General features: G+C 64.5%; 29 protein-coding genes. 15 read left to right on the top strand and 14 right to left on the bottom strand.

Annotated features, from left to right (window positions below):
* A partial coding sequence (locus OZ671_RS29360) for a hypothetical protein (protein WP_268864000.1) occupies window positions 1-336 on the bottom strand: 336 nt, incomplete at its 3' end.
* 300 nt (window positions 337-636) lie between these two features.
* On the opposite strand from OZ671_RS29360, the gene OZ671_RS29365 reads away from it, so the two are divergent.
* From OZ671_RS29365 to OZ671_RS29380, 4 genes are all read left to right on the top strand, one after another.
* Window positions 637-900 (top strand): hypothetical protein, encoded by a 264-nt coding sequence (locus OZ671_RS29365; RefSeq protein WP_268864001.1) that lies wholly within the window; start codon window positions 637-639, stop codon window positions 898-900.
* A 122-nt stretch (window positions 901-1,022) separates the two neighbouring features.
* Entirely contained in the window at window positions 1,023-2,000 is a 978-nt protein-coding gene (locus OZ671_RS29370) for a Bug family tripartite tricarboxylate transporter substrate binding protein (protein WP_268864002.1), read from the top strand.
* Window positions 2,001-2,120: 120 nt separating this feature from the next.
* A complete protein-coding gene (locus OZ671_RS29375) occupies window positions 2,121-2,474 on the top strand; it encodes a hypothetical protein (protein ID WP_268864003.1) in 354 nt (117 codons plus the stop codon).
* A 197-nt stretch (window positions 2,475-2,671) separates the two neighbouring features.
* Window positions 2,672-3,004, top strand: a complete 333-nt coding sequence (locus OZ671_RS29380) for a hypothetical protein (protein WP_268864004.1) — start codon at window positions 2,672-2,674, stop codon at window positions 3,002-3,004.
* A gap of 4 nt (window positions 3,005-3,008) precedes the next feature.
* On the opposite strand, the gene OZ671_RS29385 is transcribed toward OZ671_RS29380, so the two are convergent.
* Complete coding sequence (locus OZ671_RS29385; protein WP_268864005.1) at window positions 3,009-3,944, bottom strand: AraC family transcriptional regulator; 936 nt, start codon at window positions 3,942-3,944, stop codon at window positions 3,009-3,011.
* Window positions 3,945-4,086: 142 nt separating this feature from the next.
* Here OZ671_RS29385 and OZ671_RS29390 point away from each other — a divergent pair, with 142 nt between their 5' ends.
* Window positions 4,087-4,839, top strand: coding sequence for an SDR family NAD(P)-dependent oxidoreductase (locus OZ671_RS29390; RefSeq protein ID WP_268864006.1), 753 nt, complete (start codon window positions 4,087-4,089; stop codon window positions 4,837-4,839).
* An 89-nt stretch (window positions 4,840-4,928) separates the two neighbouring features.
* Here the strand turns inward: OZ671_RS29390 and OZ671_RS29395 are convergent, their stop codons facing one another.
* On the bottom strand, window positions 4,929-5,117 hold the full coding sequence (locus OZ671_RS29395) for a hypothetical protein (protein WP_268864007.1): 189 nt from the start codon (window positions 5,115-5,117) through the stop codon (window positions 4,929-4,931).
* Window positions 5,118-5,548: 431 nt separating this feature from the next.
* Between OZ671_RS29395 and OZ671_RS29400 the strand changes: the two genes are divergently transcribed.
* From OZ671_RS29400 to OZ671_RS29410, 3 genes are all read left to right on the top strand, one after another.
* Window positions 5,549-5,713: a hypothetical protein gene (locus OZ671_RS29400; RefSeq protein WP_268864008.1), complete on the top strand. Its 165-nt coding sequence runs from the start codon at window positions 5,549-5,551 to the stop codon at window positions 5,711-5,713.
* On the top strand, window positions 5,710-6,018 hold the full coding sequence (locus OZ671_RS29405; protein ID WP_268864009.1) for a hypothetical protein: 309 nt from the start codon (window positions 5,710-5,712) through the stop codon (window positions 6,016-6,018). Before OZ671_RS29400 ends, OZ671_RS29405 begins: the two co-directional genes overlap by 4 nt.
* Before the next feature lie 71 nt (window positions 6,019-6,089).
* Window positions 6,090-6,302: a hypothetical protein gene (locus OZ671_RS29410; RefSeq protein WP_268864010.1), complete on the top strand. Its 213-nt coding sequence runs from the start codon at window positions 6,090-6,092 to the stop codon at window positions 6,300-6,302.
* 70 nt (window positions 6,303-6,372) lie between these two features.
* On the opposite strand, the gene yghU is transcribed toward OZ671_RS29410, so the two are convergent.
* A complete protein-coding gene (yghU, locus tag OZ671_RS29415) occupies window positions 6,373-7,245 on the bottom strand; it encodes a glutathione-dependent disulfide-bond oxidoreductase (RefSeq protein ID WP_268864011.1) in 873 nt (290 codons plus the stop codon).
* 298 nt (window positions 7,246-7,543) lie between these two features.
* Between yghU and OZ671_RS29420 the strand changes: the two genes are divergently transcribed.
* On the top strand, window positions 7,544-7,960 hold the full coding sequence (locus tag OZ671_RS29420) for a DoxX family protein (RefSeq protein ID WP_268864012.1): 417 nt from the start codon (window positions 7,544-7,546) through the stop codon (window positions 7,958-7,960).
* Between the two features lie 38 nt (window positions 7,961-7,998).
* On the opposite strand, the gene OZ671_RS29425 is transcribed toward OZ671_RS29420, so the two are convergent.
* Window positions 7,999-8,928, bottom strand: coding sequence for a LysR family transcriptional regulator (locus OZ671_RS29425; RefSeq protein WP_268864013.1), 930 nt, complete (start codon window positions 8,926-8,928; stop codon window positions 7,999-8,001).
* A gap of 128 nt (window positions 8,929-9,056) precedes the next feature.
* On the opposite strand from OZ671_RS29425, the gene OZ671_RS29430 reads away from it, so the two are divergent.
* Entirely contained in the window at window positions 9,057-9,422 is a 366-nt protein-coding gene (locus OZ671_RS29430; RefSeq protein ID WP_268864014.1) for a hypothetical protein, read from the top strand.
* 47 nt (window positions 9,423-9,469) lie between these two features.
* The gene (locus tag OZ671_RS29435) at window positions 9,470-10,078 is read left to right on the top strand and encodes an NADPH-dependent FMN reductase (RefSeq protein ID WP_268864015.1); all 609 of its coding nucleotides are present in this window, start codon (window positions 9,470-9,472) and stop codon (window positions 10,076-10,078) included.
* Between the two features lie 66 nt (window positions 10,079-10,144).
* On the opposite strand, the gene OZ671_RS29440 is transcribed toward OZ671_RS29435, so the two are convergent.
* Entirely contained in the window at window positions 10,145-10,738 is a 594-nt protein-coding gene (locus tag OZ671_RS29440; RefSeq protein WP_268864016.1) for a hypothetical protein, read from the bottom strand.
* 178 nt (window positions 10,739-10,916) lie between these two features.
* Here OZ671_RS29440 and OZ671_RS29445 point away from each other — a divergent pair, with 178 nt between their 5' ends.
* Entirely contained in the window at window positions 10,917-11,225 is a 309-nt protein-coding gene (locus OZ671_RS29445) for a hypothetical protein (RefSeq protein ID WP_268864017.1), read from the top strand.
* An 82-nt stretch (window positions 11,226-11,307) separates the two neighbouring features.
* Entirely contained in the window at window positions 11,308-11,808 is a 501-nt protein-coding gene (locus OZ671_RS29450; RefSeq protein ID WP_268864018.1) for a D-glycero-alpha-D-manno-heptose-1,7-bisphosphate 7-phosphatase, read from the top strand.
* Window positions 11,809-11,847: 39 nt separating this feature from the next.
* Here the strand turns inward: OZ671_RS29450 and rfaE1 are convergent, their stop codons facing one another.
* The 5 genes from rfaE1 to OZ671_RS29475 all read right to left on the bottom strand — a co-directional run bounded on the left by rfaE1 (window position 11,848) and on the right by OZ671_RS29475 (window position 17,094).
* The gene (rfaE1, locus tag OZ671_RS29455) at window positions 11,848-13,320 is read right to left on the bottom strand and encodes a D-glycero-beta-D-manno-heptose-7-phosphate kinase (protein WP_268864019.1); all 1,473 of its coding nucleotides are present in this window, start codon (window positions 13,318-13,320) and stop codon (window positions 11,848-11,850) included.
* Window positions 13,317-14,468 (bottom strand): AGE family epimerase/isomerase, encoded by a 1,152-nt coding sequence (locus tag OZ671_RS29460; protein ID WP_268864020.1) that lies wholly within the window; start codon window positions 14,466-14,468, stop codon window positions 13,317-13,319. Before OZ671_RS29460 ends, rfaE1 begins: the two co-directional genes overlap by 4 nt.
* 78 nt (window positions 14,469-14,546) lie before the next feature.
* Window positions 14,547-15,521: a glycosyltransferase gene (locus tag OZ671_RS29465; protein ID WP_268864021.1), complete on the bottom strand. Its 975-nt coding sequence runs from the start codon at window positions 15,519-15,521 to the stop codon at window positions 14,547-14,549.
* Window positions 15,518-16,258 (bottom strand): ABC transporter ATP-binding protein, encoded by a 741-nt coding sequence (locus tag OZ671_RS29470; protein ID WP_268864022.1) that lies wholly within the window; start codon window positions 16,256-16,258, stop codon window positions 15,518-15,520. Before OZ671_RS29470 ends, OZ671_RS29465 begins: the two co-directional genes overlap by 4 nt.
* A gap of 8 nt (window positions 16,259-16,266) precedes the next feature.
* A complete protein-coding gene (locus OZ671_RS29475) occupies window positions 16,267-17,094 on the bottom strand; it encodes an ABC transporter permease (RefSeq protein WP_268864023.1) in 828 nt (275 codons plus the stop codon).
* 430 nt (window positions 17,095-17,524) lie between these two features.
* On the opposite strand from OZ671_RS29475, the gene glf reads away from it, so the two are divergent.
* The gene (gene glf, locus OZ671_RS29480; protein WP_268864024.1) at window positions 17,525-18,868 is read left to right on the top strand and encodes a UDP-galactopyranose mutase; all 1,344 of its coding nucleotides are present in this window, start codon (window positions 17,525-17,527) and stop codon (window positions 18,866-18,868) included.
* 44 nt (window positions 18,869-18,912) lie between these two features.
* Complete coding sequence (locus OZ671_RS29485; protein ID WP_268864025.1) at window positions 18,913-20,487, top strand: glycosyltransferase; 1,575 nt, start codon at window positions 18,913-18,915, stop codon at window positions 20,485-20,487.
* 9 nt (window positions 20,488-20,496) lie between these two features.
* Here OZ671_RS29485 and OZ671_RS29490 read toward each other — a convergent pair whose 3' ends face one another.
* The 3 genes from OZ671_RS29490 to OZ671_RS29500 form a co-directional block, all read right to left on the bottom strand.
* Window positions 20,497-22,989 carry a glycosyltransferase gene (locus tag OZ671_RS29490; protein ID WP_268864026.1) on the bottom strand — a complete coding sequence of 831 codons (2,493 nt, stop codon included), beginning with the start codon at window positions 22,987-22,989 and terminating at the stop codon, window positions 20,497-20,499.
* Window positions 22,990-23,067: 78 nt separating this feature from the next.
* The gene (locus OZ671_RS29495; RefSeq protein ID WP_268864027.1) at window positions 23,068-24,027 is read right to left on the bottom strand and encodes an FkbM family methyltransferase; all 960 of its coding nucleotides are present in this window, start codon (window positions 24,025-24,027) and stop codon (window positions 23,068-23,070) included.
* 198 nt (window positions 24,028-24,225) lie between these two features.
* Window positions 24,226-24,583: autotransporter domain-containing protein (locus tag OZ671_RS29500; RefSeq protein WP_268864028.1), on the bottom strand; the 358-nt coding region annotated here is incomplete at its 5' end.

Below are 24,583 nucleotides of genomic sequence, written 5' to 3' on the forward strand. Positions count from 1 at the left end.
GGCACGCCGCCGACACCCCAGCCCTGCCCACGGCCACGGCCACGGCCAGGGCGCGCTTCGGCATCCACCGATGTCGTCGCCATGGCTGCCATTCCAGCCAAGGCCGCAAGCAGCCATCCCCGGCGGGTGAGTGAGTTCTCCGTCATGTCGCGCCTCGCTTTGCGCCACGTCGCCCAGGAGAATTGAAGGCGAGCGCCGATGAACTGTCAATGAATGACGATCTGCCTCGACAAAAACGTTCTCGACGACCTGTTCCATGAATATTTCGCCATGAGCGATATTATTTCCTTGATAAAAATCGCATTCAGGTGCATCATGAGCATAATCCCTTGCCATATTTATTTTGGGCAAGCGGCCTCTGCGGCGATTTCGGTACGATCGAAATTCGCAGATACACGCCCAGATCCTGGAAAAATACGGAAAAGTCGGCATTTTGCTGGGCGGCTGATACGCCTCACATGCGATCGTCGGCTCGTAGCGCGCAGGTCGATATCGACCGCGGCGCCGAACGATGCTCGCCGGTCCTTGACGGATCGTCTTCCGGAAGCCGCGACCTCCCGGTCGGAAGCCGATCCTGCTCGATCGGATCCATGATGTCAGCGCGCGCCGACCCGCAATTCCACGGAAGGAAGAGCCATGCCCGAAGCCATCAAAGATCTGGCCCGCGGCGGCTTCTACGCGCCGGAGGACCTCGCGGCGCTCGAACGGGTCTATCTGAGCGTCTGCGGCATGCTGGACATCGACGTCGATGACCAGTTCGCCCATGGCGTCATCGCCAAGGCGGTTCTCTTCGCCTATGACCGCGGCGCCCGCACGGTGGACGATCTGAAGGCAGCGGCCATCATTGCCAGCAAGACGCCGTTGCTCGAACGCGCCAGCCGCGCGGTGCGGCTGGCCTGACGTTTTCCGTCGGCCAGGCCGCCCGGCGACCGCAGCCACGGGCGGCCATCCGAATTGCATTCCGCGCGTGGATCGCGAACACTCCGGAGCCCCCGGAAGGGGTGTTGACCGGAGCCGCGCCCGTGCCTTGCCTGATCTCCCGCCGTGCCTTCGCCGCCAGCCTTGCCGCCACGCCGATCGCCGGCCGCGCCGCCCGTGCACAAGCCTTCCCGACACGGCCGATCCAGTTCGTCGTGCCCTATGCGGCGGGCGGCACCACCGACCTCGTCGCGCGGGTCGTCGGCGACAAGGTGGGCGCTCGGCTCGGCCAGTCGCTGGTGATCGAGAACCGCGGCGGCGCCGGCGGCAATATCGGCATGGATATCGTCGCCAAGGCCGCCCCCGACGGGCATACGATCGGCTTCGGTGCCATTTCGACCAATGCGCTGAACCCGCATCTCTACCGCAACATGCGGTTCGACCCACGCAAGGACTTCACCGCCATCAGCCTGCTCGGCACCTCGACCATCGTGCTGACGGTCGGCCCGCGCATTCCCGTCCGGACGGTCGCCGAGTTCATCGCCTATGCGAAGGCCAATCCGGGCCTGACCTATGGAACCGCGGGCAATGGCACTTCCATGCATCTTGCTGCGGTCCAGTTCGCGCAGATGACCGGCACGACCTTGACCCATGTCCCCTATCGCGGCAGCGCGCCCGCCATTGCCGACATGCTGGGCGGCCAGCTCGGCGTCATGTTCGACAACCTGCCGGCATCGCTGCCGCATATTGCCGACGGCAAGCTGACGGCGCTCGCGGTCGCCGGCAGCACGCGCGCGCCGAGCCTGCCGGCGGTGCCGACCATCGCCGAAGCCGGTCTCGCCGGCTATGCGGTGGAGCCCTGGTTTGCGGTCTACGGGCCCGCGGGCCTGCCGACGCCGGTCGTCGCGGCGCTGAATTCGGCCTTCGTCGCCGCGCTTTCGGAGGCCGAGGTCAAGACGAAGCTTAGCCAGGCCGGGTTCAACCCCCGCGCCTCGAGCGCCGCGGAGCTCGAGGCACTGACGCGCGCTGAATATGAGCGCTTCGGCAAGCTCGTGCGCGAGGCCGGCCTCGTCCTCGAATAGGCTGTGGTCCCCGCGGGGCCGCGTCCCCGACACGAACGGCTGGCGGCCGGTTGATTTTTTCCGCGGCCGCGGAACAGGCCAAGGGCCGCAATGGTTTCCGGTCAGAGACAGGAGGCCATCATGGGTCGTGCCAAGGAATCCGGTGGCTGGGGCGAGCCGCTTCAGGACGAGGCCGCGCTCCACCGCGACGAGACGCCTATTGCCCACAAGCCCGGCGAGCATGCCAAGGAGCCCGGAGGCTGGGGCGAAAACCCTCGTGACGGGGCAACCCCCCACACGGGCGGACCGCCGACCGAAACCGGACGCGACGAGCCGAACCGCAGCGGCGGGCGCGAGCAGGGCAACCGGGGCCGGGATCGCCAGGGCGGCGACAAGAGCGCACCGAAAAGCTCGACCGGTGCCCGGACGGAGGAGGCGCTGGTCCGCGGCATGCCGCCGAAGCCGCACAAGCGCTATAGCCTCGCCGGCCAGTAACCTGCCGACCCGGATGCCGCGTCGGCAGAACGGCGGAGCCAGCCCGTCTTTCCCTCGGGAATGATCCGGATGGGCTTGCGCCTTTCTCCACGATGGAACATAACAGGAACATTCGCTTCACCCATGACAACCGCCCGCCCCTCGCCGGGGCCGGGCGCCTCATCCGCGCGCCCTGAGAACCTCAAAGGGAAGAGCTTGTGTATCTGTTGCTGCTCGATATCGCCGGCGCTGCCCCCGACGAGATCCAGCGCGGCCTGATGGCGGCGCGCGCCGTATTCGACAGGGCGGGCATCTCACCGCGCGAGGGCGATGAGGCGCGCGCAGCCCTCTGGGAGCGCGGCAGCCGGCTGCGCAGCCGCCGGGAAGCTGCCGAGACCAGCGCGCGCTACGCCGTATGGGCACGGGCCGAACGGGCGGCAATCGATGCCTGCTGCGCCGGCTGGCAGCCCGAGCGGCGGCCGACCACCATCGTGATGGACCTCGTCGGCATAGGCCCGCCGGCCGTGCCCGCCGCAGCCGACCCTGGCTGAGCCGCTACGCAGCCGTGCCGGCCAGCCCGGCCGCCCGGCGCTCGCTGCGCGGCGAGGCGCCGTAGGCGCGGCGATAGTCGCGGCTGAACTGCGTGGGGCTTTCATAGCCGACGGCAAAGGCCACCGCCGAGACCGGTTCGCCGGTTTCGATCAGGCGGCGGCGCGCTTCCAGGAGACGCAGCGATTTCTGGTACTGGATGGGCGAGGTCGAGGTCATCGCCCGGAAGTGTTCGTGAAAGCTCGACAGGCTCATGCCGGCAATGCCGGCGAGTTCCTCGGTGCGAATGGCCGCGTCCCAGTGCCGGCGGATATGGGCGATCGCCGTGGCGATGCGACTCGCATGGCTGTCGATGCGCATGAGCTCGCGCAGCATGGCACCGTGCCGCGACAGCAGCACGCGAAAATGCAGCTCACGCCGGATCAGCGGCAAAAGCACGCGCTGCTCGAGCGGCTTGCCGATCAGGTCGAGGAGCCGGGCCATGGCGTCGACGACGTCCCGGTCGGCGGCACCGGAAGCGACCGCCTCGGCGCGTACGCCGGCCATGCCCGCATCGCCGATCTCCTCGCGCAGCGACCTCAGCAGCTCCAGATCGAGCGCCGACGCCACGGCGACATAGGGCGCGGTGGCCGTCGCATTCATCACGCGGGACGACGACACCAGCGCATGGGAGACGATGGCGGTCTCGCCCGCGGCGAAACGGACGCTGCGGTCGGCCAGGATGATCTCCTTGGCACCCTGGAGGACCAGGCAGATCATCGGCCGCTGATCGGTCGGCCGGATCGGCGTCGGCGCCCAGTTGCGCACGACGGCGATGCCGTCGAGCTCGGTCGGCACCGGCTCGGTCCCCGCCCTCGCAGCTGCGGCAATAGCCAGACAGCGCGCGACCAGATCGGGATCGATCCGGGAGCCTTCAACCAGCCGTGCATCGATCGCTCTCATGCAGGCCTTGTACACCTGCGGAGCGGGCCGGCATCGGTTTTTCTTGAGCTCCGGAGGATCGGGCAAGTCTTCGGGAGGATCGGGCAGGCGAGGAGCCCGCCGGCGCGCCAGATGGTGACCGTCCAGACGACGAGGTGACACCATGACCATCGCATTGATCACCGGCGGCAGCCGCGGGCTCGGCCGCAGCGCAGCGCTTCATCTTGCACGCCAGGGCTGCGGCATCATCCTGACCTACCAGACCAACGCGGCGGCAGCCCAGGATGTGGTCGCAGCCATCGCCGCCGCCGGCGGCAAGGCGGTCGCGCTGCAACTCGATGCCGCCGACGTCAAGGCCATCCCGGTCTTTGTGGCACGGCTCCGCGAAGCGCTGCGGCAGAGCTGGTCACGCGAGACGATCGACATTCTCGTCAACAATGCCGGCCACGGTGTGCACAAGCCCTTCGCCGAGACGACCGAAGCGGATTTCGACGGTCTTGTGGCAGTGCATCTCAAGGGCGTGTTCTTCCTGACCCAGGCGCTGCTGCCCGTCATTGCCGATGGCGGGCGCATTCTCAACGTCTCCTCGGGGCTTGCCCGCTTCGCCCTGTCAGGCTACGCGGCCTATGCCAGCATGAAGGGCGGCGTCGAGGTTCTCACGCGCTATCTCGCGCGCGAACTCGGCGCCCGCCGCATCGCCGTCAACACGATTGCCCCGGGCGCGATCGAAACGGATTTCGGCGGCGGTGCCGTCCGTGACAGCGCCGAGCTCAACCGGATGATCGCGTCGAACACGGCGCTCGGCCGCGTCGGCCTTCCCGACGATATCGGCCACGCCATCACCGCGCTCCTGTCCGGCGGCCTGCACTGGATGACCGGCCAGCGCATCGAGGTGTCCGGCGGCCAGAATCTCTAGCGCCGCGGCCCCTGCACGCGACACGTGCCGGCACGCCGAAAAGAGCCCGCCCCCGTGACCAACGGGAGCGGGCTCGTGGGCAGCCGCGATCAGTGGTGGTTGCGGCGCCGGCGGTGCGGGATATGACGGCGGCGCGGCGGACGGTGATGCCGATGGCGATGCTGCTGCGCCTCGGCCTCGGTCGTCGCGGTTCCCACTGCAACGGCGGTCACGATGCCCAGCGCCAAGGTCAGCAGCTTCCGCCGCGACGGGGTCTTTTCATCCATCTTGTCATCCATCTCGAGCTCTCCTGGATTCGCAGTCGCCCCTTTTCGAATAACGCAGACTCACCGGCAGCCCGCAACCGATCGCAAGTCGAAAACGCAGACAATCCGCGTCAGATACAAAGCAATACAGACAGCCCGATCTCGGCTACATGATGCAACAACGTGTAATGTTCACGCCGCACATTTCCCCTATTCGATAAAGGCGAATCGAAAGCTGCATTCTTCAGCATGCATATCGAGAGCGGAAATCACGCCCGCCCATGGCAGGCCCTGGCCCGAAACCAAGTCGCCGGACCGGATGCGCTGACAATCGCGGCGCACGAACAAGCCTCTTGCGCCGACGCAGAAATGAGAACATAAAGAGAACATTCTCCTGTCCAACGAGGATTGCCTTGGCCGTGCCCGCGCCCTGCCGGAAACCCGCCGCCGAGCCCGGGCGGACCGTGACCGAAGCCGATATCGATGCGGTGCTGGACGCCCATGCGGGCGATTGCCGCGCCGCCGTGAGGGCCGTGCTGGAAGACCTTGCAACGATCGCGGAGCGCTATAGCCAACGGGTGTCTCACGGCTATGAACGCGGCTTTCTCGCCGCGGAGCGCCGGCCATGACCACGCTCGTCGCGAAGCTTGCCGACTATCCCTTCGTCGAGGTGCGGCTGAAATGCTCCGCCTGCCGCATGGAGCGCAGCCATCGGCTCGCCCGCCTCGCCTCGGCCTATGGTGCCGACCGGACCATGAGCGAGGTGCTCGACCGCCTCCTGAAAGGCTGCGGCCAGCGCAGGGCCATGCAGGCCGGCACAATGGGCGAGAGCGCATGCCTCGCCCATTTCCCCGATCTCGACGCACCGCACCGCCGGCCAGACCAGCCGGCCGCACTGGCGCCGCGCCGCCTCGTCTTCGGCCGGGGGCCATGATGTCCCGTCTCAGGCGCGAAAGGACGGAGCGACATGTCGACCGGGAGTGGCCGCATCAGGTGCGCGTCGCCGTGGCCGCCACATCCGACACTGCAGGGATGGACGCCTGGCTCGCCGGCCGCGGCGGCGCGCGCCGCGCCGACGGCGCGCATACCCTGCCTTTCATCCGCTATTGCTTCCGCACGCCGGAGGAAGCCGACCGCTTCCAGCGGGTCTTTCCCGGCGAGCGCCTCGACGTCCTGCCGGTCGATCCGGTCGTCAGGACGCTCAGGCTCCGGCGATAACAGGCGGAAGCCCATGGGCCGGGCATGATCGGATGGGCCCGCCCCCGCTGCGGACCGGGCCGCCCGCAGGCTATTTCGCCGCGAGCTTGTCCTGGGTCCGCGTCTCGAAATCGCCGGCGTCGTGGCGCTCATGGAGCTGGCTTGCGGGATCGCCGGAGACACGGTTGACCATGCGGCCGCGCTTCACCGCCGGACGCGCATGGATCTGGTCGGCCCAGCGCAGCACGTTCCTGTATTCGTGAACGGCGAGGAATTCGGCAGCCCCGTAGTTCCAGCCCTTCACCAGGCCGCCATACCAGGGCCAGATCGCCATGTCCGCGATCGTATAGTCCGCGCCTGCGACATATTCGACCTCGGCCAGGCGCCGGTCGAGCACGTCGAGTTGGCGCTTGGTTTCCATGGCATAGCGATCGATCGCATATTCGATCTTCACCGGCGCATAGGCATAGAAATGGCCGAAGCCGCCGCCGAGGAACGGGGTCGCTCCCATCTGCCAGAACAGCCAGGACAGGGTTTCGGCGCGCGCCGGCTGCTCGGTGGGCAGAAAGGCGCCGAACTTTTCGGCGAGATGGACCATGATCGCGCCGGATTCGAACACCCGGATCGGCCGCTCGCCGCTGCGGTCGAGCAGGGCCGGGATCTTGGAATTGGGATTGATCTCGACGAAGCCGGAGCCGAACTGCTGGCCTTCGCTGATGCGGATCAGCCAGGCATCATATTCGGCTTGCCGGTGGCCGAGCTCCAGCAATTCCTCCAGAAGGATCGTCACCTTCACGCCGTTGGGCGTGCCGAGGGAATAGAGCTGCAGCGGATGCTTGCCGACCGGCAGCTCCTTGTCGTGGGTCGCCCCTGCGATCGGCCGGTTGATGCTGGCGAAGGCCCCGCCATTGTCCTTGTTCCAGACCCATACTTTCGGCGGCGTATATCCGGACTGTTCCGTCATCCTCGGCTCCATCGCGTCGACAGGCGATCGGACGGCGCCTCGGCCGTCGTCGCAGCCTTCGGTAGATGGGTGTCGCGACGGCCGCGCGACAGGGGCAGCCGGCCGGCGAACGCCGACGGACAGGACGCCGCATGGCCGGCTTGCGCCGTCCGGCGCGCGATAAAAGCCGGATCGCTCAAATTGTTTCGAATTTGGGACGGGTTCGTTTCGCTCCCGACATCTAATCGCATCGTCGACGGCATCCTATCTCGCATGCCAGCGAGCCTAAGGCTCGGTCCGCAACGCAAGGCCTCGTGTCATGACCATCTCGGCCGAAGCATCGACCATCCCGCGCCGAACCAGCGCAACCTCCGCCCTCGCCCTGCGCTATGCGACGTCGAGCGCACGCATCCTGCTCTCGCTGATTTTCATGACCACCGGGCTCGCCAAGCTGCTCGGCATGGCCGCCATGGTGCAGCTGTTCCAGACGATCGGGCTCGGCGAGGAGCTGCGTTATGCCGCCGGGCTCGCCGAGATCGGCGCAGCCCTGCTGCTGATCACGCCGGCCGGCCACTTCCTCGGTAGCCTGCTGGTCGGCGCGCTCAGCCTCGCCGCGACGCTCGCGCATCTGGTCCTGATCGACGGCAATCCGTTTCCCCCGGCAGGGTTTCTGGTGCTGGCGTTGTTGGTGATCTGGCGGACGCGCCCGCAGCGCTCGCGGCGCGCCTCGGCCTGATCTGGCCGGTTCGCTCCATTCACCCGGCATCGGTTCCATCAGTGCCCGGCAACACGCTCGGCATGCGGCTCGGCCAGCTCGCGCTTCATCCAGTCGGCCATGGAGCGCACGAGCGTGGCGACCGCCGGCGGGATGAGGGTGTGGCTGGGATAGACGGCATAAAAGCGTGATTCGGCACGCCGGTAGTCGGGCAGGACCGGCACGAGCCGCCCGGATGCGAGATCGGCGCTGATGGTCGGGGAACTGGGCAGAAGCGCGATGCCGAGACCTGCAACCGTCGCCTGATGCAGAGCCCGCACGGCATTGACCGCGAAACGCCCGGTCACCTCGACATCGACGGAACGACCGCGCCGGTCGCGCAGATGCCAGACCGAGCGCCCGTCCTGCCCGGGCGTCACCAGGCAGTCATGGTCCGCCAGTTCCTTGAGCGTTCGCGGCGCGCCGTGCTCGGCGAGATAGCCGGGGCTGGCCATCAGCGCGACGGAGGGAACATCGGCGAGATGCACCGCATAGCCGGTGGCAGCCGCCGAGCCGCCGCGGAAGGCAACGTCTATTCCCTCCGCCAGGAGGTCGACCATCCGGTCGCCCAGGACGAATTCGAGCTGGATCCTCGGATGCGCCTGCAGGAACTCCCTGATGCGCGTCAGCGGGTAGAAATCGAAGAAGTCGGCGACGGTCGCCACCCGCACGCGCCCGCTCGGGGTCTCGCTGCCCTCGATGAGATCGCGGCTCGCCCGTTCGAGATCGCCGACGGCGGCGGCGCAGCGCGCATGAAATGAACTGCCGGCGCTGGTCAGGCTGAGCTTGCGGGTCGTGCGCTGCATGAGGCGGGTGCCGAGCCGCGCCTCGAGATCCTGGATCCGGCGACTGACCGTATTGGGCGGCATGCCGAGATGACGGCCCGCCGCCGCGAAGCTGCCGTGGCGCACCACCTGGACGAACAGGGCGATGTCGTCGAAGCCCTCCATGGCGCCCCCGATTGCTCACCTACGTGGACGAATAGATTCCATTGCACATCTCTAATCAAGCAGTCGCCGGGCGCCTACCTTGCAGCGGCAAGCCGAAAGGCTTGTCGCCCCGACATGGATTCCGACAGATGATGAGCGCGATCGAAGCCTGCGCCAGCGCGCCGCAGGAGGCCGCCGGCGGCACGCCGAGGACCCGGATGAACGTCTTACCTGGGGCCTGCGCATCCTTCGCGCCCTGGCCCTCGCCCCGGCCGCGCCACCGAAACGGCCCGGCGCCCACCGATCTCGTCGAACTGGCCGGCACCGCGCTTCTCCGCGTGCCGGGCGCCGGGGTCCGCGGCGGCCTCCTGCTCGCCGCGACAATGGCCCGCGCGATCCTGCCCCATCTCGCTCCGATCGGCGGCTCTCCCGCCCCTGCCGCGGTCCTCTTCGCCTTTTTCGTCTTCGTCGCGTGGCGGCCGAAGCCCCGCCCGCGCGGCGCGCTCACCGGCTGACCTCGCCGGAAGCGACCAGGCCCCGCAACATGATTGAAGGAGTTCCCATGAGCGGCCCATTGCCTCGTATCGGCATCGTCATCGGCTCGACCCGCGAAGGACGGTTCGGCGAAAAGCCGGCCCGCTGGATCCACGACCTCGCCGGTCGCCGAACCGACCTCGCCTTCGTGCTGGTCGACCTGCGCGATCATCTGCTGCCGCTCTTCGCCGAGCCGGTATCGCCAGCCTGGGCGCCGGTCAGCAACGAAGCCGCGAAAAGATGGGGCGCGCTGCTCCAGGAGCTTGACGGGCTGATCGTGGTGACGCCGGAATACAATCACGGGCCGAGCGCGGTCCTGAAGAACGCACTCGACTACGCCTATAACGAATTTGCCCGCAAGCCGATCGCCTTCGTCGGTTATGGCGGCGTCGGCGCCGCCCGGGCGATCGAGCAGTTGCGCCTCGTCGCGGTCGAGCTTCAGATGGCACCGATCCGCGAGGCCGTCCATATCGGCATGGTCGAGTTTCTCGGCCTCTGGCAGCAAGGCAAAAGCTTTGCCGACTACCCACATCTCGGCGAGGCCGCAACAGGTATGCTCGACGACCTCGCCTGGTGGACGAAGGCCTTGAAGGCCGCGCGCGGGGCTAGCGACCCAAGGCGCTCCCTCGACGGATAGCGCCTCGCTTTGTGCCCATGCTTTTCATCGGCGATGCCCGGCGCAATTCCACATCGCACCGGCCTTTCAGCCGGGCCGGCCATTGGGTCGGGGCGGCTTCATCGACAATTGCCGCCCCCGGCTGGCCAACTGGGCGGCATGGGCGGTGCCGAGGCCCAATTCCTTGCCGATCGCGGCATAGGTCAAGCCGGCCTTGCGCAGTTCGAAGGCGCGCTTCGCCCGCTCGTGCGCCTTGGCCAGGATTTCCGCCCGCAACGACGGCACCTGGTGGAGGCGCTGAAACTCCCGCTCGAGCAGCCTGTTCCGCTGGCCGTGGACGGCCAGCCAGGCGGTGATGCGCCTGACGACATCCGGCGGCAGCAGCCGCTTGCCGAAATCGGCCCGCGCGACCTCGTCCGGGAGGCCGTTCTCGGTGAGTTCGTGAATGAGGTCGCGGCATTGATCCGTGAGCAGGATCATCCAGACATCCGGCTGCGCTTTCATGGTCGATCGTCGCTTTCGGTCCTGCTCGATATGGCGCCGGTCCCGGCGCCAACGGCTGCGTTCAGTCCGCGGGCGCGCCCGCGCCGCGAAGAGGAGGCCGCCCGGCGCCGCCTCCGGACGGCCTCGCTCCGTCACTCCCCGCCGCCGCAGGGAGCCGTGCGCTACGGCACGACCCATCGACACCCCCCTCGGCACCAGGGACCTCGCCGCGCGGGTGTCGCATTGCTCTTCGAGAAACCGCCGCGAAACGTCCGTGCCTGCGCCCCGGTCTCGGCCGCGCCGGATTGTGCAACCCGCCGACTGCCGCAAAGAGGGATCGCGCAAGCGCCAGGTGCGAGGAAAGTTTATTCTTCTCATGAGCGCCATGACCGCCGCTCATCGCCTTGATTTCGTTTTATTTTTCACGACCTTCAGGACTTCTCCGCGACGCCCCCTCGGAAGACCAGGAACCTGCCTCGGTGCCGGTTCGTCAGCCAGGCGGAATGCCGCAGACCGACTTCGCGAGCGGCCCCGCATGGTGCATCGGGGCGACAGCGGCGAGCTCGGGCGCGGGATCACTGATGTCGAGTTCGCGCATTACTCATTTGCAAGGCACGTCGCCAACATGGAGATTCATGCGGGCCACTTCGCGATCGCCACCGCGGCCGCAGCCAAAGGAATCTGAAATCAACCGTCGGACCATGAACGATACCTCACGACCATTTGCGATAGGCCAACCGCAAAACTCTCCGAGGCCTCGTCTTGCCTTGCTCGATCGCGATGGCGTGCTCAATCGGGATGTCGGATATCCGCACAGGCCGGATCAGATCGAGTGGATCCCCGGCGTCTTTGCGGCGGTCAGGCGGCTGAATGAAGCCGGCTATCACGTGGCCGTAGTGACCAATCAATCGGGGGTGGCACGGGGCTTTTTTGAAGAGGCCGACGTACGGGCCCTGCACGCTTGGATGTCCGAGACGCTGCTATGCCAGGGCGCACGCATCGACGCCTACTACTATTGCCCCTATCATCCAGAAGGTACCGTCGGGCGTTACAAGACCGATCATGAGGATCGCAAGCCGCGGCCTGGCATGTTGCTTCGGGCACTGGCCGACTTTTCGACGGCGCCGAACGATGCGTTCATGATCGGCGACCGGCGAACCGATCTCGACGCCGCCGCCGCGGCTGGTGTCGCCGGCCATCTCTTCGCGGGCGACGACCTCGATCGCTGCGTTACCCGCTGCTTGGAGCTTTGCCGGCTGCCGCGATGACGACAAGCCGCAGCATCGGCCACGCGTCCTGCCGGCCGGTCACTGCGGCTCACTTGTCGGCGGGGCGTTCGCTCTTGAAAGGAGGGCGGTCGTTGACTGGCCTTCAACCAGCTCCGCAAGGAGAACGATTCCACCACTGGCCTTGACGAGATCGGCTCCGACCACCCTGTCTTCGGAGTAATCGGACCCCTTGACGAGCAGATCGGGCTTCAGAGCGCTGATCAGTTCGTATGGCGTGTCCTGCGGAAAGGTCACCACCGCGGCCACGCCTTTGATCGAGCCGATGACATGCGCGCGAGCCTGTTCCGTCTGCACCGGCCGCGTGGGCCCCTTCAGGCGCCGGACCGAGGTGTCGCTGTTCAAGGCTACGACGAGCTTGTCGCAGTGCCGTGCGGCCTGCCGAAGCAACGCGACGTGACCGGGATGAACGATGTCGAAACAGCCATTGGCGAATCCCACCGTCAGGCCATTTTCGCGCCACGCCGCACGCAGGCGCAAAAGCTCCGGCCAAGATACCAGCCGGCCGTCGTCGATATCGGCAGCGCTTGTGCCGAATTGCAGGCCTGCGACCAACTCGGCGCGCGTAACCGTCGCCGTTCCCGCCTTTGCGACTACGATGCCGGCGGCGAGATTGGCGATCTTCATCGCCTCGACGAAAGGGAGGCCGGAAGCAAGGCCGGTCGCCAATCCCGCGACAACGGTGTCACCCGCTCCCGAAACATCGAAGACCTGTCTGGCCACCGTTCGCAGATGAATGGCCTCGCCGTCACGCGGAACCAATGTCAACCCGCGCTCCGAACGGGTCACCAGAATAGCGGCGCCGGTTGCAGACTGAGCTGCTGCGGCGGCTGCGAGGACTTGGTCGTCATCCTCGCAGGCCATGCCGGTTGCCCGTTCCAGTTCGGCCCGATTCGGCGTGATCACGGTTGCGCCGCGATAGACGGAAAAGTCGCGGCGTTTTGGATCGACAATGGTCAGCTTGTTCAGGCGCCGTGCCTCGGCAATGGCCGCATGAAGCACCGCGTCGGTCAGCACACCCTTGCCATAGTCGGACAATACGACCAGATCGGCGGCGGCGATGGCCTCCATTGCACGATCGATCAGGGTCGCCTCGACAGGCTCCGAAATGGCGTCGCGGTCCTCGCGGTCAATTCGCGCCACCTGCTGATGGTAGCCGATCAGGCGGGTTTTGGTCGTCGTATGACGGATTTCGGATGCCACAAGATGCGCCTGATCGATGCCGGCATGCGCTGCCAGTGCGGCGCGCAGCATATCGGCGGCGGCATCCCGTCCGATCAACCCGACGATCGTCACCGCCGCCCCGAGCGATGCGATATTGGCGGCGACATTGGCTGCACCGCCGGGAACTGCCCGCTCGGCAACCTGATGAATGACCGGAACCGGCGCCTCGGGCGAGATGCGCTCGACGCTGCCTTCGACGTAGACATCGAGCATGACGTCACCGATGACGGCGATCCTCGCCCGTTCGAACCTCTCGAGGCTTTCGATCATGAGGCGGCCACATGTTGAGGAATGAAGGGTATTCTGGACCTCGGGCCGGCCATCGCCTCGGCAATCTCGATATCCCGAAATGCGCCGTAGAGATGATAGAGCGTGCTGGCCGGCATCATGTTCGATGCGGGGTTCAGGGAGGCGTCGACGCGATCGATCCAGCCGCCCGGATAGGCCGGGTCGAGAAACGCGCGGTTGATGGTCGCAAGGAAACCAGCCAGCGCAGCGGCGGCATCACCTTGCCCGCGGGCAAGCCGGGTCAAGGCTGCCCTCACCGCCTCCGTATGCGGCCAGGTCCGGCCGGACCGCTCCGAGATCTCGCTGCCGACACCGACTTTGTCGAAACAGAAGAAGTCGCTCGCGACTCCCTCGCGCATGGCCGTGATCCACAATCCCTGCGCGAGGTCGTCATGATTGCTGCCGGCCGACCGGTCATAGCGGTCGAGCAGCCAGATCCATTCGAAATGATGGCCTGGCTCGAAATAATTGCCGGCCGCAAGGGGCGACCAATCCACGGCATAGCGCTCGAAAAGCAGGCGTTCGGCCGGCTGGAAAAGCTTTGCCCGGAACAGGTCCACGATGGTTCCGGCCCGTGTCAGGAACGGCCCGCCCGGCCACGCTTCATGCGCGGCCAGACAAGCCTCCAACAGGTGCATGAGGGGATTCTGGAGCTTCAGTGCGGACGGTCCGGACGCGCAGTCGAAGAGACCGCCGTTGTCCGGGTCCCACAGATGGTTGTCGATGAAGGACAGAAGCGCCAAGGCGTGGCTCGCTATCCGCGCATCGGGCGCGAGCCGATAGGCCGATGCGAGTGCGAACAGAGCGAAAGCATGCGTATAGGAATCGCGTGCAGGCGAAACGACGCGTCCTGATCGATCAATCGAAAAGGCCAGACCTTTGGCAAGATCGCGATCCTCCGCATAGAACGTCAGGAAGCGATCGAGCGCGCGCAAAGCCTTCTCCTCGCCCCCTCGGAAAAGGCCCAAGCGGGCACTGTCGGTGAATACGAAGATCTGGCGCGCCTGCACCATCGATCGGTAGGGCACGTCGAGCTTGGGTCTCCCGCGAAAGGTCATCTGCTCGCAGAACAGCTCCGCGCGCGCCAAAAACCCGCGCTCGCTCCACAGCGGCAGAATTTGGGAGATCATTCTGTTTCGAAACCGATCGCCCGCACTCCGGAGGGAAGCGGCCCGTGACCGGTCTTGCACCGTGTCCATGGTCCGGCCCTATCGCGACTTGTCGGTCCTCGGCGCGAACGGCAGGAACTGCCGCTTCCATCCGAGCCGAACCGTGGCAAGCCAGTTTGCAAACCCGGCCCAATCGCCGCGCCGCGTGATCAGAAATGCCCAGCCGTAACGAATGAGGTCGAAGAGCGCCGCCTTGGCGAGGCCGAACTCGCGCAAGAGGTTGCCGCGATTTCGATGGAAATAGTACCGAGCGAAGGGACTTGCCGGGATCACCGCGTGGAACCTTCCCCGCATGATCGGCACGGTGTCCGGCCCGCCCGAGGGGTGCAGAAACGCCACCTCGCAGGTGGTCACGAACTTCGCTCCGCCACGGTTCAGGCGAAACAGGAAATCGGTCTCGTCACCCCGGAAGAACAGTTCGTAGCGGGGCAGCCCATGGCGCTCGAACGTATCCGCGCAGACCAGCGCGCCATTGAACAGATGGGCGAATTGCGGGAAGGACCCGAGGGCCACGGCTTCATCCCGACGCCGGATGCTGCGGCCTTTGGCGAAATGATAGAAGGAGAGCGTGCCGGGATCTGCTATGTCGACGATAAGCGGCGATACCATGGCGTAGTGTCCCTCCGCCATCGTCGCGGCGAGTCGGGCCAAGCAGTCGTCGGTCTCGGGATAGCCGTCGTCGTCCATCAGCCAGACGGCGCTTGCACCAATCGCCAGCGCATGAAGAATGCCGAGCGCGAAACCGCCGGCTCCTCCGAGGTTCCGGCGGCTGGAAATGTGGACCGCGGCTGGAAAGTCGGCCAGCACCGCACGCGTCTCGTCCAGCAATCCGTTGTCAACGACAATGATAGCGGAGAGAGGTCTTGTCTGACCGACGAGGCGGCCGAGCAGTCGCCCCAGCTCCGCCGGCCGGTTCATCGTAACGACGACCGCGGCGATCACTTCCGCAGCCCGGGGATCCATCGGGACCGCGATTGCGACGCTGCCGCTGCTGTCGGGTACAGGTCCGGTCATTGCGCCTGATACCTTGCCCAGACAGACGACACGGAACCTTCAGCGACGAGCACTCCGCTCTGAAGAAGGATGGCCTTGTTGCAGTAGCGCGCGAGGATCGACGGATCGTGCGAAGCCAGGACAAGGATGCGGCTATCGCTGATCAGGCTCTCCAGTCGCACCTCCGCGCGGCTTGCGAAGGCGGCATCGCCGACGCTGATCAGCTCATCGAACAGCAGAATGTCGGGCGCGCGGGCCGTGCAGATCGCGAAGGCGAGCCGCAGCATCATGCCGGACGAATAGGTCCGCATCGGGAGCGCGAGATAGGGGCCAAGCTCGGAGAATGTGGCGATGTCGTCGATGCGCTCCTGCATCTCCTTGGCGCTGATCCCGAGGAACGCGCCGCGCAGCAGGATGTTTTCAGCCCCCGTCAGTTCACCGTCCATGCCCATCGTGATGTCGAGAAGTGACGAGACCGAACCGTCGATGACAGCGTCGCCTTCGGTCGGCTCGTAGGCTCCCGACAGAACACGAAGCAGTGTCGATTTGCCGGCTCCGTTATGGCCAATCAAGGCCAGCCGGTCCCCCGGCTCCAGCTCCAGCGTGATGGCCTGCAGAGCCTTGACGGTGATGATATCCCGATTGCTGGCCGAGAGCGAACCACCGACGCGGCGAAACAGCGCCGTCTTCAGCGAGCGGCCGACCGAATTGTAGATCGGTATTTCGACATGAACACGATCCAACGAAATGGACGCCACGGGCCACCTCAAAGCCAGTAGACGAGCCGCGCGCGGAAGCGAGCGAACAAGAAGAGGGCGAGAAGGCCGGCTACCGCGAGGAAGCCGAGCGCAATGGCATAGCTCGATGCCGGCGGAGTCACGCCGCGGATCGGATCTGCGACGATTCTCAACAGGGCAGCGAAGGGGTTCATCATGATGATGTGCTGGCGCTCGACTGCCATTTGATCGAGCCGCCACATCACGGGGGTCACGAAAAAAAGGAGTTGCAGGACGTTCTGAATGATCTGCGGCAAGTCGCGAAAACGCGTTGCCAGCAGTCCGAGCGCCAGGCTGATGAAGAACAGCGTCAATGCGACAATCAGCAGTCCAGGCAGCACCAACAGAAGTGCGCTGCCAGGCATGTGGCCGAAGACGACGAAGGCAATTGGAATAATCACAAGATTATGCGCGAACACGATGGCGTTCCGCGTCAGCAGCCGCATCACAAAGACGGTCTTGGGGATCGAGTCCTGCCGCAGGTAACCCGCGGCCTGAACGAATACGGACGTGCTTTCGCCGACCGTCGTCGAGAGCAGCGTCCAGATAGTAATGTTGACCGCGAGATAAGGAATGTATTCGTGGATAGGCTGGTTGAACAGCGCGCTGTAGACGAGCCCCAGACCGCCGATGAAGATACCCATCGACAGCGTGATCCAGAACTGTCCGAATTTCGAGCGATTGTAGCGTAGCCGGATATCGTTGACCCCGAGCAGCATCCAGAGCTGATGCCGCTGGAGACCGGCCAGAATGTCTCGCTTGGCGCGAGTCCAATCGCGGCGTGTCGGTTGAAACGACATCGAAGCAACAATGGACAAGCTCAAGCCCGCCAGCGCCGGCGGACCAAAGGCCCTGCCGCACGCCCCTTGCACTGCTCCATCCAGGCACACCCGGCGATGACGATCTCTGCAGGCCGCTCTCGGTCAAAAGCCGCCAGCGACATCGGATCGCATCGGAAGCGGAGCATCCTTGCGAACACTGACGGACAGCCCGTGCGGGCGCGACGCCTCTGTGCGGCCATCGTCATGCAAGGCGCGAACATCTTCTACTCGTTCCGCAACGACCAAGTAATGATCTAAATTTTGCAACATTAAGTCGCCTTGCGGGAATCTAAGGACAACGAAAATCCTTCGTGTCGAAGCCTAAAAACCAACCTCGCCACGCGACCCCTTGAGCATTCTGGAGATATTCACGGAGATATCGCTCGCCGCAAACGAGATTTTCTCAATCCATAAATGAGAATTACAAATGACGCACAGTGCCAGGGTGCGTGTATCTTTCGTGGGACGGCCATTATTAAAAGGCGCGATGCGCGGGGCCGCTTCGCGCAAGGATCTGACGGCGGATGGACTTCGGAGTTTCAGGGCAGACAGCACGCGCACGCCTGCGGCGGCTCTGGCTGCGGTATGGCACCGCCATCATCAGGGCTGCGTGATGTTGGATGCGCCTGACGTCGTGGTTGTCGGCGCCGGCTTCTACGGCGCGACGATCGCCGAACGATGTGCCAATCGACTTGGCCGCCGTGTCGCCGTGCTCGATCGGCGGCGCCATATCGGCGGCAACGCCTATTCCGAACCTGATCCGGCGACGGGCATCGAGGTGCATCGATACGGCGCGCATCTATTTCACACGTCGAGCGCCGCCGTGTGGTCCTATATCAACACCTTCTCCGGCTTCACGAGCTACGTGCACCGCGTGTTCACGGCACATCGCGGGCAGATCTATCCTCTACCGATCAACCTTGCGACGATCTGCCAGTTCTACGGCCGTCAGTTCAGCCCGCGCGAGGCACGCGAACTCATTCGGAGCCAAGCTGCGGAGGCTGGAGAGGGGACCGCGGGCAATCTGGAAGAGAAGGCGATCTCGCTGATCGGCCGCCCGCTCTATGAGGCCTTCGTGCGCGGCTATACCGCCAAGCAGTGGCAAACCGACCCACGCGAACTTCCCGAGTCGATCATCAGTCGCCTGCCGGTTCGATACACTTTTGATTCGCGCTATTTCAGCGATGCGCACGAGGGCCTTCCCGTCGACGGATATGCATGCCTGTTCCAGCGAATGCTCAAACATCCTCTTATCGACATCCGCCTTGGCATCGACTTTTTTGACGTCCGGTCAAGCATTCGCCCAGGAACGCTGGTCGTATTCACCGGCCCGATCGACCGCTATTTCAACTGGTGCTTCGGGCAACTCGGCTGGCGAACCATTGATTTCGAGAGCGAAGTATTGCCGATCGCCGATTTCCAGGGCACCGCGGTGATGAACTATGCCGACCAGGATGTGCCCTTTACCCGCATCCTCGAGTTCCGGCATCTTCATCCCGAGCGCAACTATCAAACCGAGAAGACGGTCATTGTCCGTGAATATTCCCGATATGCCACGTTGAAGGACGAGCCCTATTATCCGATCGATACCGCGCGGGACAAACAGATGTATCTGGACTATCGGCGCCTGGCGGAGCACGAGCCGGACGTGATTTTTGGTGGCCGGCTCGGCACATATCGCTATCTGGACATGCACCAGGCGATAGGCGCCGCTCTGAAGACATTCGAGCGCGACATCGTTCCGCGCTTCTCCCGCCTTGCGGCGGAGTGACACCGCCCCCGGGCACAATTGGTGATGACAGGAACCGCGGCAGCATGACGGTCGAAGGCGATATCGCCGGCCGCCTCCAGATGCTGGCAGGCCGCGAAATCCTGCGCTGGTGCTATCCCGCGGAGCGGCTGCGTCTTTATGTGCATCACGGCAGTCGGCCGCGGCCGATCCGGCTTTCACCCGGTCTGATCGAAGCAGCGCAACTCGATATCGGACCGGTCTCGCCCCTTCCAGACCTGCCGCCAAGCGACATGTCGGGCCACCTGCACCAGGGATGTCCGACCTCGACTGCAGTCATCACGGTGAGCGCAGCGGCCGGTTTCACCACATCGCCGCACTGGTCGCCGCGATCATGGCTTGCGCGTGCTGCCTACCACACCTCGCCCCTGCTGTTCAGCCAGATCAGGCACGTGGCGGAGCGTCTGCAGCAGGTATGGACACAGGCGAGGCGGCCGGCCGCTGCAGACCATGGCCCTGCGCCCCTGTCGCCGGCTGCACGCCCGGCGCCCGGCAGCCAGCATCCCGCGCTGGTCTTTGCCGTCAACTGGTTTGAAATGGGCGGCGCGGAGCGCTTTGCATTCGACTGCGTCAAATGGGCCCTCGACGACGGGTTCCGGGTCATTGTGCTGCCCGACCGGCCAAGTTCGCATGATCATTTTTCGGAAGCGATCGGCAGGCGCATGGCGATCCTGCGAACCGACCTGCATTGTGACGCCGCTCTCTACCAGCGTCTGGTCCTGGCGCTCCATGCACGAGCGGGAGTGGCCGCAATTCACATCCATCACAGTCACCGCATGTATGGCGTGCTCAGCGCATTGCGGCGGCTTCCGGACGCGCCCGTTACCATCGATACGACCCATATCATCGAAGCCTCGGACGACTGTTTCGTCGCGGCCTCGGGCAGGATGACCCATCTGCTGGATCATCACCATGTCATCAGCGACAGCTTGCGTGAAACATACCGGATCCGGTTCGGACGCACGCGCAACGTCCATGTCGGTTTCCTTGCGCCGCCCTTCATCGACAAGCCTGACGATGCATTCGGAATCGCGCATCATAAGCCGACCTACCGGATCGGGTTCGTCGGGCGCCTGACGTTCCAGAAACGGCCTTTCGTGTTCATCTACCTTGCCGCGCGTCTGATCAAGCGCGAGCAGCCGAACGATCCCAAATTGACATTCACGGTGGTCGGAGATGGCTTGCTCCTCGACAAGACGATCGCCTTGGCGCGGCGCCTGGGTGTCGCCGACCGGATCGCCTTCACCGGCCGGACGAAGGACACCAGCCGCACGATGGCAGATCTCGATATCGTCGTGTTGCCCTCGGCAAACGAAGGCCTGACGCTCGTGGCCTATGAAGCCTGGGATGCCGGCGTTCTCCCTGTCGCCACCAATGTCGGTGCGCAGGGCGAGTTGGTCCCTGACGATTTGCGCGGACCGGTCTCGCCCGTCGCATTCATTCGCTTCGCCCGACACGTCATTGCGCGGCTATGCTCCGATCGATTTTTCGCGGCGAAGCAACTCAATGCCTTCCGCGCCAAACGCATGGACATCGCGACGCGCCGCTCCGGCCACGACGTCGTCACCGGCCTTTATCGGACCGCGCTTCGCCGGCACTGAGCATGCAGTTCACGCTGCGGTGGCGCGCGCGATCTCCCGAACGAAGTCGCGGCTGTCGAAGGCAATGCAATGCGCATAGCCGGCAAGGCAAGTGCTCAGATCGGAGCGTCCGTGATAGTTGCACGGTGCGCATCCTGGATGGTTCGCGACGATGCGCGGATTGGCTGCCGGGTGGACGATGTTCTCGCGGAGATCGCGCGTCAGCACCAACACAAAATCGTCGCGCAGCAGTTGGGCGACATGCGACGAGAAGCTGTCGGTCGTCACCAGATGCCCTGCATGCTTGATGACCTTCATCATCTGCACGATCGAATCGAGGTGCACGGGAGCGATACCCGCCGCCACGAATTGCGGCAGCCACGGATCATCGTTCTGAATATAGAATGTAACGGCCCTGGAAGCCGATGCCGACTGCAGCGCCAAGCAGGTTTCGGGTGGCATCGACTGGAATGATTTGCCGCAAGGAAATATCGCGGTCTCGCCTGCGACATCGGGTGTCGGCACCGCCGTATGCAGATCGACGAACTGCGAGACCGACTGCCGGATGGCGCCGAATGAACGCTTCATCTGCCCGAGGAAGGTTGCCGGCATGACGCCAAGCTTGCGCGCCAGCGGCAGCCATACGCGATAGCCGATATATTCCGGTTTGGCGGCACGCCAGTCGGAGCGGTCGTACAGCACATATTCCGAAATGCGCAGCCGCAGGCGGCTCTTCAACGTCGGCGACGCTCCCAATCGTGGAAAGGTCTTCTGCAGATCGAGAGCTTCGACCCAATTCATCCGCCAGTCGATGCCGATATAAGCCTTGTAGGCCTCCTGGGCGGTCTCAGGCGGCAAAGGGGAAAAGATCGGACTTGCCGGCCGTGCCGGCCTGCCGGTTTCGACACGGCAGCCGAAACGGCCGAAGACGTGCCGACACAGATCCGCAAGTTCGCCCGGAACATGAATGGTGCAGTGATCGTCGCAGACCGGCAAGCCGCTGTCGAGCAGTGCATAGAGGCCGGTCCAAAGCATGAGGTTGTCGCCGAGTCCGACTTGCGACAGATCCACCATCCGCAGCGGCGCAAAACGCGCACCCGGCCTCAGGTCCCGCGCCTTGCGAGCGACGCGGGCGGGCAGGAAAGCCGCGGTGACCAATGCGCCGCGGGCACGACGGACCCCACGCCCGACGCGGATCAGCGGTTCTGCCCATTTCGGGACACGGTAGCGAGACACGCGCCGGTCGACGGCATAGAGCTTCTGGACCAGTTGGTGCGCTACGATCGGCGCGACCGAAATCGCCTGCTCGGACGTAACCTCGTGCCCCATGTCATCGGCAGTTTCGAGATCAGAGAAGATCCGGCGCCAAAGTCCCGGTACATCGATGCTGGCGAACTGGTCGCTCACCGCTTTGGCCTCTGCCCCCAAGCGCCGGCGCATCGAATCGTGGGTCAGCACTTCGACGATCTCGCTCGCGAGTGCGTCGACGTCTTCCTGCTCGACTGCCCGAAAGCCCTTCCCGCTCTGCAGGTACTGCAGATAGGGCAGGTCATACATCACGGTGGGAATGCCGTGCGCCCACACCTCGCTCAGCACCATCGGCGCGCCCTCGAACTCCGAGGTCATGATATGGAGCGAGGCGCGGTTGAGATGCGGCGTGACGTCGCTGGCGTAGCCGGTAAACTGGACATTTTTCGAAATCCCCAGAGCCGCGGCAAGCGCTTCCGCGCGTTTGCGGTCGGGCCCGTCGCCAACCACCAGCAGAACCGCCTCGGGCACAGCCTGAGCGACGATCGCGAAAGCACGAATGGCATCAAGAACCCGCTTCTGGTGCTGTTCGACCCGGCCCATCCACAAGACGGTTTTGGACGACAAATTCCGTACCGGCCTGTCGTCGGGCGAAAAAGTCAGGGGATTGGGCACGAGGCGCGCCGAAAAGCCTTGGCTTGAGAACCAATATTGATCGGTCGTCGTCAAGACAGTGATGAGGTCGGCGTGACGGTAGGCCAGCAGGCGAGCGCGGAAGGCGTCAACATGCTCGCCTTCGTAAAGGCCCGCATCGAATACATTGTGCCAGCCGATGACGGCAGGAATGCCGAGGCTCTTGGCAATCAGCATGTCCCAGACCGTCGACATGTCGTACCACTGATTGGTCACGAAGACATCGACGCCCTCACGCAACAGGATCTGGGCGAGCGCAGTGCCGCGCGGCGCGTATCGGCCTCGATGGGGAGGCAGGATGCGTCGCTCGACCGTCGTGCCGTAGGGATAGTCTTTCTTGCTCGGCAATTCATCGGTCAGCAGAACGACGCGATAGCCGAGCGACGACCACATTGCCGCAAGCAGGCTGGTGACACGCTCGGTTCCACCGTCATGCATGCGCCAATAGTACAAGGCGATCGTTTTGACGGCGCGCTTTTTCCGCCCGACGAGGTTCGGGCGCCGGGTCAGCAGCCGCAGGTAGGAGAGATCGATCCAGCGCTTGTCGCTGGCCTCGATCAAATCGCGCGTGAGGGGCTGCATCCAGGAGGCTTCCACGTCGTAGGAACAAGAAATTCAGGAACGAACGAGGGATTGTCAGCCGTGGCGATCCGCGAGGCGCTACCGGCCGATCGTTCCGAAATAGAAGTCGGCGCGCCCGCCCTTGTTCGACCGGTCAACATCCGTCGGAAACGACAGATGGCAGGGATCGAGCATATGGTCCGTGCGGCGGACATAGGTCATCTCGAGGACATCCGGCATCGCAACGCCGCCAATGATACCGAAAGATCCGTAATTGTTGGCATGCAAATGAACCAATTGATGTGTTCTGTCGATTTTCTCGAGAACCGCACGCCGCCTTTCCATATGCTCCCTATTGGCCGGGTCCGTGTAGTTACGAGTAAACATCTTGTGCATTTCGACAAGTATTTGCGAGAAATGGCTCACATCAGTTTCTGAAATTTCCTCAAAGACCTCCCATTCACTGTCCTCAATGTCCATCTTGAGAACGATATCTCGTCGCCCTTGATGGCCATGGATCTTCAGGATCTCGTCGATGGACGTCATCATGCCATCGCCCGAGGGACTGGCGGCAATACCTTGCTTGAACCAGTGGAAATTGGGATGCTCTTCGGGGAGGGCATCGATTGTGTGATCGTACTGATAGATCTGGCAGCCGCGGTGAGCCATTTCCAGATCCCAGCGGACATTGCCGTTGATGCCGAACGAATACATGATCGCATCGTCCAGTCCCTGATCGATCATGATATAACCGCCGTCACTCTCGCCGCCGGCGCGAATGCGTGCTGCGCCGCGCACATTCATGGGCTTGAGGATGCCGAGCATCCGCTCGGCTTCCTCGCCCATCCCGGGATCATCGACATAGACGAGGTTGGGGGCGTCATCCGGGATGCGCTGCTTGCGGATTGCGAGCTCGCGCAGGAGCTCCTCTCGCTCCGACATCAGTGCTTCATTCTCCAGACGCAGTGCTGAGCGTTCGTCCAGAAGACGTCGGAGCGGCGGAATATGACGATACAGCGCAAAAGGAAATTTCATCGTAGAGCGAGAGCCCGGCATCATGAACAATGCCTGTCAAAGGGCAGAGATATTGTGTGATTTCAAATATGAAGAGCTCAATCTACTGATTTGAAAAACTCATCATTGGCGCATCGACATTGCATGCCAGCGGCCGATCGGGAGATCCGGGAACTTACGGCGCCGCAGCTCATACCAGCTGCGGCGCCGATGGCTGGTGAACACCAGGGGGCCTTTAGGTGTTCACCAGCGCACCTGGAGGCCGACACGTCCGGTGTAGGACTGGCCGGAGCCATGGGCGACGGTGAGGTTGTAGTCGGCGGAGGCGAAGAGGCTGACGCTTTGCGTGATCTGGCCGGAGGCGCCGATGCCGAACTGCATCCAGCTGCCGCCGAGCCCGGCCCCGAGCGCCACCGGATAGCCGCCCGAGAGGTTGGCGAAGGTCGCCCGGCCGTTGCCGCCGAAGGTGTGCCAGTAGTTGACCCGCGCCCAGGTGGTGATCCGGCGCCCGTCCTCGATGGCGAAGTCGCGGGCAAGCCGCGCGCCGATGCGGCCGTAGACCGTCTGGGTGTCGGCATAGTGGACCTGGCCGAACCGGTCG

Origin of the sequence: Phreatobacter sp. AB_2022a (genome assembly GCF_026847585.1) — a bacterium.
In the GTDB taxonomy this organism is placed as follows: Bacteria; Pseudomonadota; Alphaproteobacteria; order Rhizobiales; family Phreatobacteraceae; genus Phreatobacter.